Raw genomic sequence first — 16355 nt, 5'->3', positions numbered from 1 at the left:
TTAGCCAACAACGGAGAGACAGATATGTCCGAACGAACCCTCTCGGCGCGCCCGCGCCCCGAAAAGCCGTCGTCCGGTGATGGCGGGGGGCAGCGCAAAGGCAATCTCCAGGATGCCTTCCTCAACCTGCTTCGTAAGAACAAGACGCCAGTTACGATGTTCCTCGTGAAAGGCGTTAAGCTGCAGGGTATCGTGACCTGGTTCGACAATTTTTCGATCCTGCTGCGCCGCGACGGCCAGTCGCAGCTGGTCTATAAGCACGCGATCAGCACGATCATGCCGGCACAACCCGTCGATGCAGAACAGTTTGCGAGCACCAATTCAAGCGCCAAGCAGCGTTTGCTGCAGGATGTATTCCTAACACGCGTACGCCAGGCTGAAGCGCAGGTGACGATGTTCCTCGTCAATGGCGTGATGCTGCAAGGCAAGATTGCGGCCTACGACCTTTTCTGCATGCTGCTGGAGCGTGACGGTTACGTCCAGCTGGCATACAAACATGCGGTATCCACCATCCAGCCAGCCACCCCGGTCGATCTGACCGAGGAATGGGACGAGGACGACAGCTGAGTTTCGACGACGACCTGATGGGCGAGGTGTCGCGCGGTGCGCGGGCCCTCGTCGTGTGCCCTGACATCAGAGGCATGGCCTACGATCTCGATGCAGACTCGCGTCTGGCCGAGGCGGAGGGGCTCGCGCTCGCGATCGGCATTATCGTGGCGGAAAGCTTCGTCCTGCCGGTCAGGGAGGTGCGTCCAAACCTGCTGTTCGGCGCAGGGCAGGTAGAAAACATCCGCATCGCCTGCGAACAGGACGAAGCTGAACTGGTGGTGGTCGACGGCGCCTTGAGCCCGATCCAGCAGCGCAATCTCGAAGAAAAGCTTGAGCGCAAGGTCATCGATCGAACCGGCCTTATCCTCGAGATTTTCGGCGAACGTGCGGCCACTGCCGAAGGTCGGCTGCAAGTCGAGCTCGCCCACCTCGACTACCAGCAGAGCCGTCTTGTGCGAAGCTGGACCCACCTCGAGCGGCAGCGCGGCGGTTTCGGCTTCCTGGGCGGCCCGGGCGAGACCCAGATCGAGGCCGACCGTCGGATGATCCGCCAGCGCATGGGGCGTTTGCGCAAGGAATTGGAACAGGTCCGAAAGACGCGTGGGCTGCATCGGGAACGTCGCGAACGTGCGCCCTGGCCGGTGATCGCTCTCGTCGGTTACACTAACGCCGGCAAGTCCACACTGTTCAATCGCCTGACCGGGGCCGAAGTGATGGCCGAAGACCTGCTTTTCGCCACGCTGGATCCGACGATGCGCGCCATCGCCTTGCCGGGCGTGGAGAAGGCGATCCTGTCGGATACTGTCGGCTTCATTTCCGATCTGCCGACACAACTGGTGGCGGCGTTCCGCGCCACGCTGGAGGAGGTGACCGCAGCGGACGTCATCTGCCATGTGCGCGACATGTCGAATCCGTCGAGCGATGCGCAAAAGAAGCAGGTGCTGCAGGTTCTCGCCGATTTGGGCGTAGTAGGCGAGCAGGGCGAGGGGAGCGAAATCCCGATCCTTGAGGTGTGGAACAAGCTGGATCTTCTATCTAATGAGGAGCGAGCCGAACTCGAGGAAGTTGCCTCCGCAGACAAGGACGTGGTCGCTATTTCCGCGCTGACCGGAGAAGGGATCGATGACTTCCTTTCCCGCGTCGATGCCATCCTTACGGCAGGATCACGCGAGCACGAGATCACGCTGGAAGCCGACGAGGGGAAGGCTCTCGCCTGGCTGCACCAGCACGGCCACGTACTCTCGGACGAGCAGGAGGGCGATAACGGGCGGCGCAGTCTGGTCGTGAAACTGTCCGATAAGGAATACGGACGCTTTCAAAGTCTGCAGGACTAAGCGTTCGGGCCTTTTTCGGCCGCTTTCACTTTCTGCCAGACGTCTTCCTGCTCGTCGAGCGCAAGATTAGCAAATTCGCGCCCCTCCGACCGGGTAAGGCGCTCCATGTGGCGAAAGCGCCGTTCGAATTTCGCATTCGAAGCTCGCAAAGCCTGTTCGGGATCGACGCCGTAGCGCCTCACGATATTGACTGCGACAAATAGGACGTCGCCCGCTTCGAGCAAACGTTCGTCATCGCTCTCCGCCTCATCAAGTTCGCCAAGTTCTTCCTGAAGTTTTTCGATCGGTCCGGCGGTATCGGGCCAGTCGAATCCGGCCCGTGTCGCGCGCTTCTGCAATTTGTAGGAGCGCAACAGCGCCGGCAACGCATTTGCGACGCCATCCATCGCGCTGGTCGATCCACCTGCCTCGCGTTCGGCGGCTTTCAGATCTTCCCAGCGACTATCTTCCATCACGCCGCCTTCGTCCCCGAAGATGTGCGGATGACGGGCTTCCATTTTGTCCGAAACGTCTTTGGCAACGTCGTCGAATGCGAAGTGGCCGAACTCTTCCGCCATCCGGGAATGGAAGACGACCTGGAACAGCAGGTCACCGAGTTCTCCAAGCAAATCCGCCATGTCATTCCGCTCGATGGCATCTGCGACTTCATAGGCTTCTTCGATCGTGTAGGGCGCGATGGTGGTGAACGTCTGCGCCGTATCCCATTCGCAGCCGCGTTCCGGATCACGTAGCCGCGCCATGATTGCGAGAAGACGGTTCAGTTGAGCGGTCATGCAGACGAAATAGCCTGACGCTTCCGGTCGAGAAAGGGGCCCAGCGGGAACCTTCCACCGCATTTAGTCAACTGGAGTGATAATATATATTATGTAAAATGAAGGGGTGGTCGATGATCAGCTGACAATGTCGATCACGAGGATAACGATCGCGAAAATGCCAGCCCAAGCCCCCGCCATGAACAACCCCTTGCGCCAGCTGACGTCCCGGTTGGCGAAGCCAGCGGCAATCAAGATCAGAAAGCCTGTCAAAGAAATCAGCGAGACGATTTGATACTCGTTCATGCCGCCATCTCCAGGCCATCGTAACCGACCAGCACGTTAGCCGGTACCTCGGCACAGAGACTCCGATAGTCCATGCTCTTGTCCATATGCGTTAGGACGGTTTTTCGCGCCTTCGTTTTCCGACCAAGTTCAAGCGCCATTTCCAGGTTGGCATGCGTCGGATGCTTCTTCCGGCGAAGGCAATCGACCACAAGGAGATCCGCGTTCTGGAAACAACGAAGCATCTCCTTGGTTATCTCGCTGAAATCGGTTGCATAGATCAGCGAACGGCCGTCCGCTTCGAAGCGGAAACCGGTGCTGGTGACGGGCCCGTGAGGCATTTCGACGTAATCGAAAGAAAACCCCACAACCAGTGGTTTTTCCGTAACTTCTTGCAAGCTAATGAGCGTCGGATACCCGAACTGCCCTTCGAAAACGTAATCGAACCTACGGCGCAGACGCTCGCAGGTTACTTTGCTCGCGAACCCAGGCAGTGGATTGCTGCGGTCGTAGCGCATGACACGCAGGTCATCGATTCCGTGGCAATGATCGGCGTGATCATGCGTCCAGAAAACGGCGTCCACCTTGTCGATATCGTTCGCCAGCAGCTGGCTCCGCAGATCGGTCGAGGTATCGACCAAGATCCGCTGGCCAGCATCGTTCTGGACGATGATGGAAACACGACTGCGCCGGTTCCGCGGCTCGCCGGGATCGCATTCGCCCCAATCGTTGCCGATCCGCGGCACCCCGGTCGAGGTGCCCGAGCCGAGCATCAGCAGTTTCACTGCGTCGCCTTGCTGAACAAGCTGAAGAAATTGCGCGTCGTATAAGCGGCGAGGTCGTCAAGGCTCTCGCCGCGCAGTTCCGCGAGAAATTCGGCAGTGTCACGCACATATCCCGGCTCGCAGGATTTGCCGCGATGCGGGACCGGAGCAAGAAACGGACTATCGGTTTCGACCAGCAGCCGATCGCGAGGAATGGTCTTCGCAATTTCCTGCAAGTCCTTGGCATTCTTGAAGGTCACGATGCCCGAGATCGAGATCGATAGGCCCATTTCCAGCACCCGTGCGCCAAACTCCGCCGAAGCGGTGAAGCAATGGATCAGCGCGGGGAAGGCCCCCTGCCCCAGCTCGTCCTCGAGAATGGAAAGCGTATCATCTTCCGCGTCGCGGGTGTGGATGATGACCGGCAATGCGGTCTCGCGCGCCACATCGATATGCATGCGGAATAGCCGCTGTTGCGCCGAGCGGTCCGAATGGTCGTAATAGTAATCCAGCCCGGTTTCCCCGATACCGACTACCTTCGGGTTTCTCGTAGCCGCGAGCAATTCCACCCGCTTGAGATCGAGATGCTCGTCGGCATTGTGGGGATGAATGCCCACGCTAGCAAAAACTTCGGCAGTTTGCTCCGCCGTGCTCACGACCTGCGCCCATTCCGACTGCTTAGTCGAGATATTCAGGAACGCCGCGACCCCGGCCTCGCGAGCTCGATCAAGGATGGCTGCCTGATCCTCTACCAGGCCTTCGTATTCGAGATGGCAATGGCTATCGACGAGCATCACGCGGCCTCCACTTCAGGGAGTTCAAGCCGCGGGAATACGGGCGTCGGCTTTTCGATCTGTCGTCCGGAAGCCACATTGGCCATGAACCAGCTTTCGTCGGTAAGCGCGGCGAAATTTCGCTGCTCCATGGGGACGCCAAGCTGATCGAGCACAGCTGCCGCTTTTTCGGGGACGACGGGTTGGATCGCGACGGCAAGGTCGCGGATCGCGATGAGCAATGTCTGGAGCACTGCCTTCATGCGCTCCGGATCGGTCTTCTTCAGCGCCCAAGGGGCCTGTTCGTCCACATATTGGTTGCAGGCAAAGACCGCGCGGAGCCAGGCTTCGATCCCAACCGAGAAATTGAGCGCCTCGAACTCTTGCGGCAGCGTGACGGCGCAGGCGTCGCGCACTTTAGCCAGCAGCGCCTTGTCGTCGCCTGTAGAATCGAAAGCTTCCAGCTTGCCGTCCATGTTCTTCGCCACCATCGACAGTGTGCGCTGCGCCAGATTGCCGAAACTGTTCGCAAGCTCGGCATTTACCTTGGTTACAAGAGCTTCCGCGGAATAGCTGCCATCCTGTCCGAAGGTCACTTCGGCCATCAGGAAATAGCGGAGCGCATCCACACCGAAGGTTTCGGCAAGTTCCATCGGATCAGTGACATTGCCGGCCGATTTCGATTCCTTCACGCCGCGATTCAGCAGGAAGCCGTGGCCGAAGACTTTCTTCGGTAATGGTAGATCGGCGCTTATGAGGAAGGCGGGCCAGTAAATCGTGTGGAAACGTACGATGTCCTTGCCAATCAGGTGAAGATCGGCCGGCCAGAATGTGTCCCACAGCTCGCCGCCGTCGGGATAGCCGAGACCGGTGATATAGTTCGTCAGCGCATCGACCCAGACATACATTACGTGCCCATCGGCGCCAGGAACCTTCACGCCCCAGTCGAAGCTCGTGCGGCTGACGGAGAGATCCTGCAATCCGCGCTCGACGAAAGCGATCATCTCGTTGCGGCGGCTTGTCGGCTCGAGAAAACCCGGCTTTCGCAGCAATTCCAGGAGCGGCTCGGCATAGTTCGACAGGCGGAAGAACCAGCTTTCTTCCTCGGTCCATTCGACCGGCGTTCCTTGTGGAGACAGCTTCTCGCCCCGATCCCCTTCGATCAGTTCCTTCTCGTCGTAATAGGCCTCGTCGCGGACCGAATACCAACCTTCATAGCGATCGAGATAGAGATCGCCCTTGGCCTCCATCGCTTCCCAGATCGCCTGGCTCGCGCGGTGGTGATCGGCGTCGGTCGTACGGATGAAGCGGTCGTACGAGATATTTAGAACGTCGAACAAATCCTTGAAGGCAAGGGACATTTCGTCTGCCAGCTCCCGCGGAGTCTGGCCGAGGTCGCGAGCCTTTTGGGCCATTTTCAGGCCGTGTTCGTCCGTGCCGGTCTGGAAGCGCACTTCTCGCCCGCGCAGACGCTGGAAACGCGCCATCACATCGGCTGCGATGGTCTCGTAGGCGTGGCCGATGTGCGGTTTACCGTTCGGGTAGTGGATCGCGGTGGTGATATAATAGGGTTCAGACATTGGCCCGCTCGCTAGCCGGAGCCGCCTTGGCGAGCAAGGTGCCGATTTCCATGGCGAGCAGCCCTGCATCGAAATTATAGGTCGGCTGTTCGCCGGTGAGGCGCACAAGTTCGCTGTGTGCGTCTATAAGCGCGAGCGTAGATCCCGTTTGCGCTTCCAATCTGTCCGCCAGTGCCGAGCGCGCAAGGTCGAGGACGGCTTGCAAGCGTTCGCGATCCGGACGCGCGCCGATCGCCCCGGCAAGTCGGCCGCGCAACGCGAAGTCCGGGTCCCCGGTTTCGAGGATGTTGCGCATCAGCGTGGCAGTCTTGCCGAGATCCAGGTCGACGAAGGACAGCGCTGCACCGGGCGATCCTGCCGCAGCGGAAACGGCTGCGTCTCGCGTTGCCTGATCGGCTCCAGGCGCAAGCTCGGCGAGAAGCGAAGCCATCGCCCCATGAGGCACGACCGGAAAACGCAAGACGCGGCAGCGGGAGCGGATCGTCGGCAGTAACCGGGCAGGACTATGGGCTACGAGCAGGAAGAACGTCCCCTCGGGCGGCTCCTCCAGGCTCTTGAGCAAAGCATTGGCTGCGTTCCGCTCAAGATCGTCCGCCGGGTCGATGATGATGACGCGGCGGTTGCCCGCCGTCGGTCGAGTCGTCAGCCGCTGCTGCATCCTCCTGACCTGTGCGATGCGAATGCTACGCGCGAGTTCGAACGGTTTGCCATCGGCGCGCTTGCGTTCTTCCTTATCGTCCTTCGGTTCGTGTGTGAGCAGGAGGATGTCGGGATGGTGCTCCAGTTCTGTGGACGCGTCGAGCAGTTCGCGCGCCGCGGCCGCAGCGAAACTCGCCTTGCCCACGCCCCTTCGGCCAGCGAGCAACCATGCGTGATGCATCCGGCTGCCCTTCCCGGCTTCGCGCCATTCGCACCAGGCGTCCTGATGGCCGAGGAGCATCAATGGCTCTCGACGAACAAAGGTGAGAGCGCGTGGAGTACACGAGCGTGGACGTCTTCCATGGAACCGGAACCATCGATCAGTGCGAAGCGGTCGGGCTCCTTCACGGCGAAGTCACGAAAAGCGGCATTGACCGACGCATGATACTCTGCCGCTCTTCCCCCGATGGCGTCGGAAAACCCGCCGTCGCGTTCGGTCAGTCGCCGATCGACCTCCGCGGCTTCTGCATCGATGACAAGCGTTATGTCTGGCAGCAGCCCGTCACTGCCGATTGCGTGCAACTCGCGTACGGTCTTGTCCCCGAGTCCTCCCCCGGCCCCCTGATAAGCCCTGCTCGAGTCCAGGAAACGGTCGCAGACGACCCATCGTCCTTCTTCCAGCGCAGGTCGGATAAGCCGCGCCACATGATCCGCCCTTGCGGCCGCGAAAAGCAGGGCCTCGGCTTCCTTCGTCCAGCCTTCGCCGGGAGGATCGAGAAGCAAGCCCCTGATGGCCTCGGCGCCCGATGTGCCGCCCGGTTCGCGCGTTAGACAAGTGGAGACGCCTCGCGCCTCGAGTGCGTCTGCAAGCATGCGGGCTTGAGTCGATTTGCCCATGCCCTCCCCACCTTCGAAAGCAATGAAGCGTCCGCTCGTCACGATACCCAACCGACAAAGCCATTGACCAAGCGCTGAACCGGGCCGGCCACTTCGACATCTCGCTCCGCATAGAGAGGGATGCGGCTCTCGGGCATGCCTTCGATGTCGACGATCAATTCCGCGATCCGCTCGCCCTCGCTTACAGGCGCGCGGATGGGGCCCTCGTAACGAATTGAAAGCGTCACCTTAGGATCTTTCCCGCGCGGAGTGGCGATCCGGACCGGTCCCCGAGCATGAAGGCCGACGGATCGCGCTGACCCCTCTTGCACGCGTGCGGTCGCGATCCGCTGCTCTGCTGGCGCGAGCAGCTTGCTATCGAAGGACCCGAAACCCCATTCGAGCAACTTGCGGGCGGCCTCGTTACGCATCGTTCCGCGCGGACTACCCGCGACCACCATTATCAGCCGCTGGCCATCTCGCTCGGCGGAGCCGAGAAAGCCATAGCCGGCCTGATTGGTGAAACCACTCTTGATCCCGTCGGCCCCGCGCACGACGCCCGTGATAGGATCGTGGTTGCGCTGGGCAATGCCGTTGTACTCGAAACCGGTCGCTCCAAAAAAGTGCGCATATTTGGACGGATGGCGGGCGATCATCGTCTGACCGAGCAGCGCCAGATCCCGCGCGGTAGTGAATGTTCCGCCCTCGTCCATCCAGCCATTCGGCGTCCCGAACCGGCTGTCGGTCATGCCGATCTCGCTGGCTTTGGCATTCATTGCCGCAAGCCAGTCCCCCAGCGTGCCAGCCGCACCTTCGGCCAGCACGATGGATCCGTCATTGGCGGAGATGGTGGTGATCCCGTGAAGCAGGTCGTCCACCGTGACCCGTGCATCGGCCGGCAGAAACATCGTCGATCCGACGCGGTGCCATTTGCGGAAAGTTTCCGGACGGACGGTAAAGACCTGTTGCGGGAAGAGCCGGCCCTCTTCCATCCATTCGAAGGCCAGGAAGGTCGTCATGGTCTTCGTTATCGAGGCGGGCATGAACCGGCGATCGGCCTCGCGCGAGAACAGCACCTGCCCACTCTTGGCATCGATGAGATAGGCGATCGGCGCCGCTTCGACGCTGGGGACTGCTGGTTCGATTTCGGACTGGGGCCGCTGCGCTCCCGCAGCCGTCGCGACCGTGACGGCCAATGCCGAAAGAAAAGTCAGGTGTTTGCGCATGCGGTTCCTGCAGGCCGGTTTCGGGCCGACCGGCTATTCTGCGGTTTGGATCAGGGCGTCTCTATAGCCTTCGCTCCGCAGCTTTGCGAGCGCTTGCGCGGCCTTTTCCCTACTTGCGAAAGGCCCGATGCGAACGAGGCTGAGCGAGCCGCTCGATATGATGAAGCCCTCGACCTTTTCGGCGAGCCGCTCGGCATTGTCGCGCACCGAGAACGCGCCAAGTTGCACAACGAACCGGCCGCCGTCGACTTTCGGAAGGTCGGGATCCGCCGGCTCATTCTCATCCTCAGCGGATTGGGCCATCGGCTCTGGATTTTCGCCCGCATCCGCTTGTTCGCCAGCTTTGTTTACGTCTGCTTCCGCATCCACCGGCAAGCTTTGCAGAGGAGGCTTAGCCAGGTCCGCACTCGGATCGATCGCCGCGATACTGGCTGCATCCGGCTCCCTTCCACTTACCGAATCCTGCCGGGGATCGCGCAGCGAAGCGGAGCCGGCATCCGGCAGCCGGCGCTTGAGCACCTCGACCAGGCTGGCGGGCGTGTCCATGCGAAGCGGTGCTCCCCCCCCCTGCCGCAGCATCGCGCGATGGTCTTCCGGCGGATTGACCCGGCGCACCCGTATCGGCGTCCCGTTACTTGCACCAAGCTGTACGAGTGCGCCAGGTGACAGCGCGAGCAGACGGTCGGTCGTCATGGGGCCTCGCCGTTCGAGGCGAACGAGGATCGTGCGACCGGTCTCCAGCGAAGTCACCTCGACATAGCTCGGCAGAGGCAAGGTCTTGTGTGCCCCGGTCACCCCGCCGCTACCGTCCTCATCGGCTGAGACATACCCGACACGGTCGTAGTTCATGGTGTCGACCGGCGTGAATGTCTCGCCGTCGATCATATACGGTTCGCCCAAAACGATGGGATAGTCCGCTGCTGGCCCGGTAAGCGCCTCTCCGTCTTGGGCGTGAGCTGCGAGAGGCATCGCTGCCGCGCCCGCCACGAGCCCGGCAAAGAAAATTCCGAACCTATCGCGCAATTTCATCTGCCAGCAGCCCCACACTCATGGCGTAGTAATTCGAGCAGTTGTATTCGAGGATCGCACGATAATTTGAGGTTAAGAGCCATGCAGGCGTACCCGGGCCGTCGGGCTGGAACAGCGTAACCAACGTGTCAGGGGCAAGCGCGCGTTGGGGCTGGACGCCGAGCGCACGCCATTCGGCAGCGGTCTTGTACACGCTGTGCCGCTCGTGCACCCGGTTACAGACAGGCGCATCGATGGTCGTGCGATAAGCATCGACGTTGAAGCCATTGGGCACCGATGCGCGCACACCCCAAGGCTGCCCGGTACGCCAGCCGGAGTCGCGGAAATAATTGGCGATCGATGCGAGGGCATCGGTGCCGTTGTTCATGATGTCGGCACGCCCATCGCCATCACCGTCGGCCGCCAGCCGCAGATAGACTGAGGGCAGGAATTGCGGATTGCCGAAGGCACCGGCCCAGCTGCCCTTGAGATCGCTGCGCGAATAGCCCTTGTCGGCCACTTTCATGAGGGCGACCCACTCGCTGGCGAACAGATCACGCCTGCGCCCTTCCCAGGCCAGGGTGGCGAGGGCTTGCGAGAGATCGAAACCGCCCTTTACGGCGCCATACGCCGTCTCGTGCCCCCAGATCGCGACAAGGATTTCTGCCGGTACTCCGTATTCGCTCTCGATGGCGCGCAGGCGCGAGCGGTAGTTCGCATAGGCCCGCTGGCCGCCATTGATGCGCGCGCTGTCGACATGCGTGGCAATGTATGGGGCCAACGGAGGGTATCCACTGCTGGTGGGCGAGCCAGGTTGCGACTGGTCGAGCTGGATTACGCGCTGGTTGGGTTCGAGACCGGCGGTCATGCGCTGAAGCGTGCTTTCGGACACTCCCTCAGCACGCGCTCGGGCGATCAGCAATTGCATATAGGCGTCGAAAGACAAATCGCTCTGCGCTGTTGCGGATGTGGCGGGTAGCGAAAGGGCAAAAGCGGCGGTGAGGGCGAGGAGTTTCTTCAATGTCATGTCCCAATTCTCGCAGACGCGAGATGAATGGCAAGTGTCAGAATTCTGCGCCACCTTGCGAAATCGCGCTTGGCCGGTCGTGACAAGCCGCATGCTTGGCGCTAGCTAGCTCCTCGCTCGCGGACAGGTGGCAGAGCGGTTGAATGCACCGGTCTTGAAAACCGGCAAGGGTGCAAGCCCTTCGTGGGTTCGAATCCCACCCTGTCCGCCAGCTACTCTTCCTTCTTTTTAGGACCGCGAACCAGGGACTGGTCGGCGCGTTGCGAGGCCGGGTAGTCCTCTGCCTCGATGCTCGACTGGTTTTTCAATGCAATGTGATCTTCCACGATACCGCCATCGCGCTGCGCTTCCAGATCGTCTTCCTCACCTTGCGGCTGATCGTCGATTTCATATTCCATGATTGTCTCCTCTGCTCCTTAACGCATGAGAAGACAGTGGGTTGCAGCGCTTCAGTCGGCCGTGAGCTTGTGGCGTGACAGCGCCTCGTAGTCGTCGCGGCAGGCATCGGCGACCCGGGCATATTCTCCGTCCAGCTGCGGCATTTCGCCAGGGGGATGGCCGAAGCCGGTCGATGCGTTGACGTGGTCGTACCAATGCGCACCCCAGACGCCGTCTTCGGCGTGAGGGCCGGTTTCCCACGACAGCATAGCCGGGTCCCACGGGATCTCGAGAGCATCGCACAGGCGTTCGAGTACGCGAGCAGGATCTGCGAGGATGTCGTCCGAATCCACGACCGGTGGAACCTGGCCGGAGCGATCTCGCTCGAACTCGAAATAGCGCCGTAACTGCGCGAACCCAAGCATTTCGGCGCGGCGCAATTCGTTCTTCTTGCGATAGCTCGCTACGACCCGTTCGGGTGCGCGGATGAGGAAGGCGTGGCGATGTCTGTGCATGTCTTCGATCGAGACCGGGCCGACCATGTGATGCGGCATATGCTTCTGATACCAGATCGGTTCGCCGCCCGGTGCAGGCCCGGATTGTGTCTTAAGGATCGAATGCCAGTCGCAATCCATCGATTCGATCGTTTCTCGCCCGAGCGGATGATCCTCTCCACTGGTCTTCAGAAACGCGCCATAGAAAGGTTCGTCTGAAACGGCACAGTCGTCGCGCGCACCGAAGCTGCGCATCATGGCGGTCGAGATGTTGCGCGGTCCCGACCACATGGCGATGCGAATGGTCATGGGCGATCCCTCGCCGCGACATCCTTTGCCAAGCGGTCGAGATAGAGCTGCTGGAGGCGCTCGACGACGGGGCCGCGCTGCGTGGAGATCACGCGACCATCGATCGTTCCCACCGGGGCGACACCGGCGAAGGTTCCGGTCGTGAAAGCCTCTTCAGCGCCATAGACGTGGGCCAGTGAGAAGTTGCGCTTTCGGACCATCATACCAGCCTCTCCGGCGATCTCGATCACCACGCCGCGCGTGATCCCGTCGAGGCAGTAGTCGCCGCTGGAGGTCCACACCTCGCCATCGCGTACGATGAAGAAGTGCGTCGAATTGCAGGTCGCAACGAAGCCTTGCGGGTCGAGCATCAGGCCCTCGTCCGCCCCGGCCTGCGCGGCCTGGATGCAGGCGGTGATGCAGTTGAGCTTACTGTGCGAATTAAGCATGGGGTCCTGCACATCGGGATAGCCGCGGCGCACATGGACCGTGGCGAGCGTCAGCACGCGCGTCGCGGTCTCCGGCGCGGGTTGCTTCCATTCCGGGATCATGACGATCGTCGCGGGCGTCACCACCACGCGCGGGTCCTGATAGGGCGTGGAGCGGATGCCCCGCGTAACCATCAGCCGGATATGGACGCCCTCCCCATCCATCCCGTTCGCGTCGAGCACGGCGTAGAGCCGGCGCTCCATCTCTTCGCGCGTGATACCGATATCCATGAGGATCGCCTTCGCGCCGCGCCAGAGCCGGTCGAGATGGCGATCGAGGAAGGCGAGCCGTCCATTATGCAGCCGAATGCCTTCCCACACCCCGTCCCCCAGCATGAAGCCGCTGTCGAACACGCTGATCTTGGCGTCGGGACGGCGGTGGTGTTCGCCATTTATGTCGATCAGCACATTCTCGTTGCGCTCGTCGGCGACGTAGAGATGTGTTCCGCGAATTTCGGCGTCCATCAGTGGCCCCTCTTCAGGATTTCATCCATTTGCTCTCGCAGGATCGGATCCCACTCGCTGCGCAATTCCTTGACCTTGGCGATCAGCGGCTCGTTCTGCTCGAAGGGGATGTCCATGTCGTAGAGATCGGCGACCTCACGCATCGAGCTGCGGTCCATTTCCTCGAAGGCATCGGTCGCCGCGCGCGCTTGCTGGCGATCCATGCCCAGGGCCTCGAATGCCGAGCGCCCCATGCGCAGCGAACTGTCGTAGGTCTCGCGGATGATGTCACGACAGCCATAGGCCCACAGCTCGTAGACGTGGTTTCGGTCGATCGCCCGCGCGGTCACATGCAGCTTCGGAAAGTTGGCGACGGCGTATTTCACTAACTTGTCGATCTGCTCCTTTTCGTCGAGCGCGACGACCAACAGCTTCGCTTTGTCGATACCGGCCGAGGCCAGCAGGTCCGGGCGCGTGGCATCGCCGAAATAGCTGCGGAAGCCGAACTTGCGAACCATCTCGAGATGCTTGCTATCGTAGTCGATGACCGTGGTGGAGTAGCCCGCGGCCTGCAGCATGCGGTCGACGATTCCGCCGACCCGCCCGCGCCCTGCGATGATGACCTGGTTCTCCTCGTCGATCGTGTCTGCCTCGGGCTGCTGGCCAGTGCAGTAGGCGCGCGCCACGACCTTGTCGTAGAGGATGAACAGCAGCGGCGTGACCAGCATGGTCAGGGCTACGACCAGCAGCAGCAGGTCGGCCATCGCCTGGTCGAACACGGCATTGCCGACGGCAAAAGCGATCAGCACGAAAGCGAACTCGCCCGCTTGCGGCAGGCTGAGCGCGAACAGCCAGAGCGCCTGCCGCCGCAGTCCGTAGCTGTAGCCGACCAGCAGCAGCACCGCCATCTTGGCGAGGATGACCACCACCGCCCAGAACACCACTTCGCCGATCATTCCGGCCGCAAGCCCGAAGTCTATCCCGGCACCGACGGTGATGAAGAAGAGGCCTAGCAGCAGCCCCTTGAACGGGTCGACATCGCTTTCGAGCTCGTGTCGGTATTCGCTAGTCGCGAGCACGACACCGGCGACGAAGGCCCCCAGTGCCGGCGAGAGGCCGACGAGCGACATCAGCAGGGCGATGCCGATCACTACGACCAGCGCTGCCGCAGTGAAGAGCTCGCGCAAATTGGCTGCGGCGATGTAGCGGAACAGCGGGCGAATGGCGTAGATACCGATGGCGACGACGGCTGCGACTGCGGCGACGCGCGAGAGGCCCGCGAGCCAGACGGGCATCGCCTCGGTCAGGTCGATGCCGCCATGAGCGCTCTCCCCTCCGTGCCCCGCCGAGGCAGCGCTGTAGAGCTCCGGCATCGCAAGCAGCGGCAGCAGTGCCAGGATCGGGATCACCGCCACGTCCTGCACCAGCAGCACCGAGAAGCTCGCTTCGCCGCCTTCGCTGCGCAGCAGATTCTTCTCGGTCAGCGTCTGGACGATGATCGCCGTGGACGACAGCGCAAGGATCAGCGCGATGGCCAGTGCGGTCTGCCACGGGTTCGCCGCGATCAGCCCGATCACGAAGATCGCCGCGGTCGTCAGCAGCACCTGTCCGCCGCCCAGCCCGGCCAGCTTGCCGCGCATCTCCCACAGGCGCTTCGGCTCCATCTCGAGGCCGATGATGAAGAGCATCATCACCACGCCGAACTCGGCGAAGACCTGCAATGCTTCCACATCGACATTCAGCGCGCCGAGCAGCGGGCTGATAGCCATGCCTGCCAGCAGGTAGCCGAGCACCGAGCCGAGGCCGAAGCGGCTCGCCAGCGGGACGGCCACAACGCCCGCGACGAGGAGCAGGAAGGCGAGGATCAGGAAACTCGTCATCGCCCTTCCCTATCTTGCCCGGTCAGATGTGCAACGCTCTGCCGTAGCTCGCGAGCACGCTCTCGTGCATGCTCTCGCTGATCGTGGGATGCGGGAAGACGGTCTGCATCAGCTCCGCCTCTGTGGTCTCCAGCGTCTTGCCGACGACGAAGCCCTGAATCATCTCGGTCACTTCGGCGCCGACCATGTGGGCTCCCAGCAGCTCGCCGGTCTTGGCGTCGAACACGGTCTTGCAGAAGCCCTCCGCCTCGCCCAGCGCGATGGCCTTGCCATTGCCGATGAAGGGGAAGGTGCCGGCCTTGACCTCGTGACCCGCTTCCTTCGCCTTTTCCTCGGTCAGGCCGACGCTGGCGATCTGCGGGTGGCAATAGGTGCAGCCCGGGATGTTGGCCCGGTCGAGCGCGTGCGGGTGGAGGCCTTTCACGCCCAGCTCGGTCGCGATGGCTTCGGCGGCAGTCACGCCCTCGTGGCTCGCCTTGTGCGCCAGCCAGGGGCCGGGGGTGCAGTCGCCGATGGCCCACAGGCCTTTCGACTTGGTGCGCCCCATGCCGTCGATCTGGATGAAGCCGCGGTCCATCTCGACCAGCTTGTCGAGGCCGATGGCTTCGGTGTTCGGCGCGATGCCGATGGCGACGATGCAATGGCTGAACTCGGTCTCGCCGACCTTGCCCTTGGCATCCTTGATCTTCGCCTTCACACCCTTATCCGAGACCTTGAGGTCCTCGACACCGGCACCGGTCATGATCGTCATGCCCTGCTTGGTCAGGTTCTTCTCGAGGAAGGCGGAGACGTCCTTGTCCTCCACCGGCACGATGCGGTCGAGCATTTCGACCACGGTCACATCCGCGCCCATGTCGTTGTAGAAGCTGGCAAACTCGATCCCGATCGCGCCGCTGCCGATCACCAGCAGCTTCTTTGGCATTTCCGGCGGGGTCATGGCGGTGCGGTAGGTCCACACGCGCTTGCCGTCGGCCTTGGCGAAGGGCAGGTCGCGCGCCCTGGCTCCGGTGGCGACGATCACGTGCTTGGCGGAGAGCTTCTCCTCCCCCTTCTCGCCCTTGACGGTCAGGCTGGTCGGGCCGGTCAGCGTGCCCTCCCCCATATGCACCGCGATCTTGTTCTTCTTCATCAGGTGGGTGACGCCCTGGTTGAGCTGCTTGGCCACGCCGCGGCTGCGCTTCACTACCGCTTCGAGGTCGGCTTCGATCTTGCCCGCGACCTTCAGGCCGTAATCGCCCGCATGTTCCATGAAGTGCTTGATTTCGGCAGAACGCAGCAGCGCTTTCGTTGGGATACAGCCCCAGTTGAGGCAGATCCCGCCGAGCAACTCGCGCTCGACGATGGCGGTCTTCAGCCCCAGCTGCGCGCAGCGGATCGCCGCGACATAGCCGCCGGGTCCGCTGCCGAGCACGATAACGTCATATTGGGTGTCGGCCATGATTCGTCTCTGGTATCTCTCGTTTCGTCTCAGACATGGACCGGGTGTTACACAGTCCAGGCGGGAAAATTCTTCGGGATCGCGAATGGGCGATTTCGGTCGAGGTCAAGCATGGGCGGGCGACTAACATGC

Annotated in this window: 17 protein-coding genes and 1 tRNA gene; 3 read left to right on the top strand and 15 right to left on the bottom strand. The window is 61.9% G+C overall.

All coding sequences use genetic code 11. The features are described from left to right. Nucleotides 1-24: 24 nt before the first annotated feature. The gene (gene hfq / locus Q9K02_RS09000) at nt 25-567 is read left to right on the top strand and encodes an RNA chaperone Hfq (protein WP_305932591.1); all 543 of its coding nucleotides are present in this window, start codon (nt 25-27) and stop codon (nt 565-567) included. Further along, a complete protein-coding gene (gene hflX / locus Q9K02_RS08995) occupies nt 546-1883 on the top strand; it encodes a GTPase HflX (RefSeq protein WP_479692277.1) in 1338 nt (445 codons plus the stop codon). The genes hfq and hflX overlap by 22 nt, the downstream gene beginning before the upstream one ends. Here the strand turns inward: hflX and mazG are convergent. From mazG to Q9K02_RS08945, 10 genes are all read right to left on the bottom strand, one after another. After that, on the bottom strand, nt 1880-2656 hold the full coding sequence (gene mazG / locus Q9K02_RS08990) for a nucleoside triphosphate pyrophosphohydrolase (protein ID WP_305932590.1): 777 nt from the start codon (nt 2654-2656) through the stop codon (nt 1880-1882). The two genes, hflX and mazG, sit on opposite strands and share 4 nt — an antisense overlap. 117 nt (nt 2657-2773) lie before the next feature. Then, complete coding sequence (locus Q9K02_RS08985; RefSeq protein WP_278328640.1) at nt 2774-2941, bottom strand: hypothetical protein; 168 nt, start codon at nt 2939-2941, stop codon at nt 2774-2776. Next, entirely contained in the window at nt 2938-3705 is a 768-nt protein-coding gene (locus Q9K02_RS08980) for an MBL fold metallo-hydrolase (RefSeq protein ID WP_305932589.1), read from the bottom strand. Before Q9K02_RS08980 ends, Q9K02_RS08985 begins: the two co-directional genes overlap by 4 nt. Then, entirely contained in the window at nt 3702-4478 is a 777-nt protein-coding gene (locus Q9K02_RS08975) for a TatD family hydrolase (RefSeq protein ID WP_305933483.1), read from the bottom strand. The genes Q9K02_RS08980 and Q9K02_RS08975 overlap by 4 nt, the downstream gene beginning before the upstream one ends. Continuing rightward, nucleotides 4478-6037 carry a methionine--tRNA ligase gene (metG, locus tag Q9K02_RS08970; RefSeq protein ID WP_305932588.1) on the bottom strand — a complete coding sequence of 520 codons (1560 nt, stop codon included), beginning with the start codon at nt 6035-6037 and terminating at the stop codon, nt 4478-4480. The genes Q9K02_RS08975 and metG overlap by 1 nt, the downstream gene beginning before the upstream one ends. Beyond that, a complete protein-coding gene (locus Q9K02_RS08965; RefSeq protein WP_305932587.1) occupies nt 6030-6977 on the bottom strand; it encodes an AAA family ATPase in 948 nt (315 codons plus the stop codon). Before Q9K02_RS08965 ends, metG begins: the two co-directional genes overlap by 8 nt. Next, the gene (tmk, locus tag Q9K02_RS08960; RefSeq protein ID WP_305932586.1) at nt 6977-7615 is read right to left on the bottom strand and encodes a dTMP kinase; all 639 of its coding nucleotides are present in this window, start codon (nt 7613-7615) and stop codon (nt 6977-6979) included. Before tmk ends, Q9K02_RS08965 begins: the two co-directional genes overlap by 1 nt. After that, entirely contained in the window at nt 7612-8778 is a 1167-nt protein-coding gene (locus Q9K02_RS08955; protein ID WP_305932585.1) for a D-alanyl-D-alanine carboxypeptidase family protein, read from the bottom strand. Before Q9K02_RS08955 ends, tmk begins: the two co-directional genes overlap by 4 nt. 33 nt (nt 8779-8811) lie before the next feature. After that, nucleotides 8812-9807 (bottom strand): SPOR domain-containing protein, encoded by a 996-nt coding sequence (locus Q9K02_RS08950; protein ID WP_305932584.1) that lies wholly within the window; start codon nt 9805-9807, stop codon nt 8812-8814. After that, the gene (locus Q9K02_RS08945; protein WP_305932583.1) at nt 9791-10813 is read right to left on the bottom strand and encodes a lytic murein transglycosylase; all 1023 of its coding nucleotides are present in this window, start codon (nt 10811-10813) and stop codon (nt 9791-9793) included. Before Q9K02_RS08945 ends, Q9K02_RS08950 begins: the two co-directional genes overlap by 17 nt. A 121-nt stretch (nt 10814-10934) precedes the next feature. On the opposite strand from Q9K02_RS08945, the gene Q9K02_RS08940 reads away from it, so the two are divergent. Continuing rightward, nucleotides 10935-11024, top strand: a tRNA-Ser gene (locus tag Q9K02_RS08940). A 1-nt stretch (nt 11025) separates the two neighbouring features. On the opposite strand, the gene Q9K02_RS08935 is transcribed toward Q9K02_RS08940, so the two are convergent. From Q9K02_RS08935 to lpdA, 5 genes are read right to left on the bottom strand one after another with little or no spacing between them, the layout of a single operon-like run. Then, a complete protein-coding gene (locus Q9K02_RS08935) occupies nt 11026-11211 on the bottom strand; it encodes a hypothetical protein (RefSeq protein ID WP_305932582.1) in 186 nt (61 codons plus the stop codon). 51 nt (nt 11212-11262) lie between these two features. After that, nucleotides 11263-11994: a sulfotransferase-like domain-containing protein gene (locus tag Q9K02_RS08930; protein ID WP_305932581.1), complete on the bottom strand. Its 732-nt coding sequence runs from the start codon at nt 11992-11994 to the stop codon at nt 11263-11265. After that, nucleotides 11991-12926 carry an aminotransferase class IV gene (locus tag Q9K02_RS08925; protein ID WP_305932580.1) on the bottom strand — a complete coding sequence of 312 codons (936 nt, stop codon included), beginning with the start codon at nt 12924-12926 and terminating at the stop codon, nt 11991-11993. Before Q9K02_RS08925 ends, Q9K02_RS08930 begins: the two co-directional genes overlap by 4 nt. Continuing rightward, the gene (locus Q9K02_RS08920; RefSeq protein ID WP_305932579.1) at nt 12926-14785 is read right to left on the bottom strand and encodes a cation:proton antiporter domain-containing protein; all 1860 of its coding nucleotides are present in this window, start codon (nt 14783-14785) and stop codon (nt 12926-12928) included. Before Q9K02_RS08920 ends, Q9K02_RS08925 begins: the two co-directional genes overlap by 1 nt. 22 nt (nt 14786-14807) lie before the next feature. Further along, nucleotides 14808-16223 carry a dihydrolipoyl dehydrogenase gene (gene lpdA / locus Q9K02_RS08915; RefSeq protein WP_305932578.1) on the bottom strand — a complete coding sequence of 472 codons (1416 nt, stop codon included), beginning with the start codon at nt 16221-16223 and terminating at the stop codon, nt 14808-14810. Between the last annotated feature and the right edge of the window lie 132 nt (nt 16224-16355).

It is taken from the genome of Qipengyuania profundimaris, from assembly GCF_030717945.1.
In the GTDB taxonomy this organism is placed as follows: domain Bacteria; phylum Pseudomonadota; class Alphaproteobacteria; order Sphingomonadales; family Sphingomonadaceae; genus Qipengyuania; species Qipengyuania profundimaris.
Note: the sequence above shows the minus strand (reverse complement) of the source record. Positions and strands in the feature narration are given on the sequence as shown.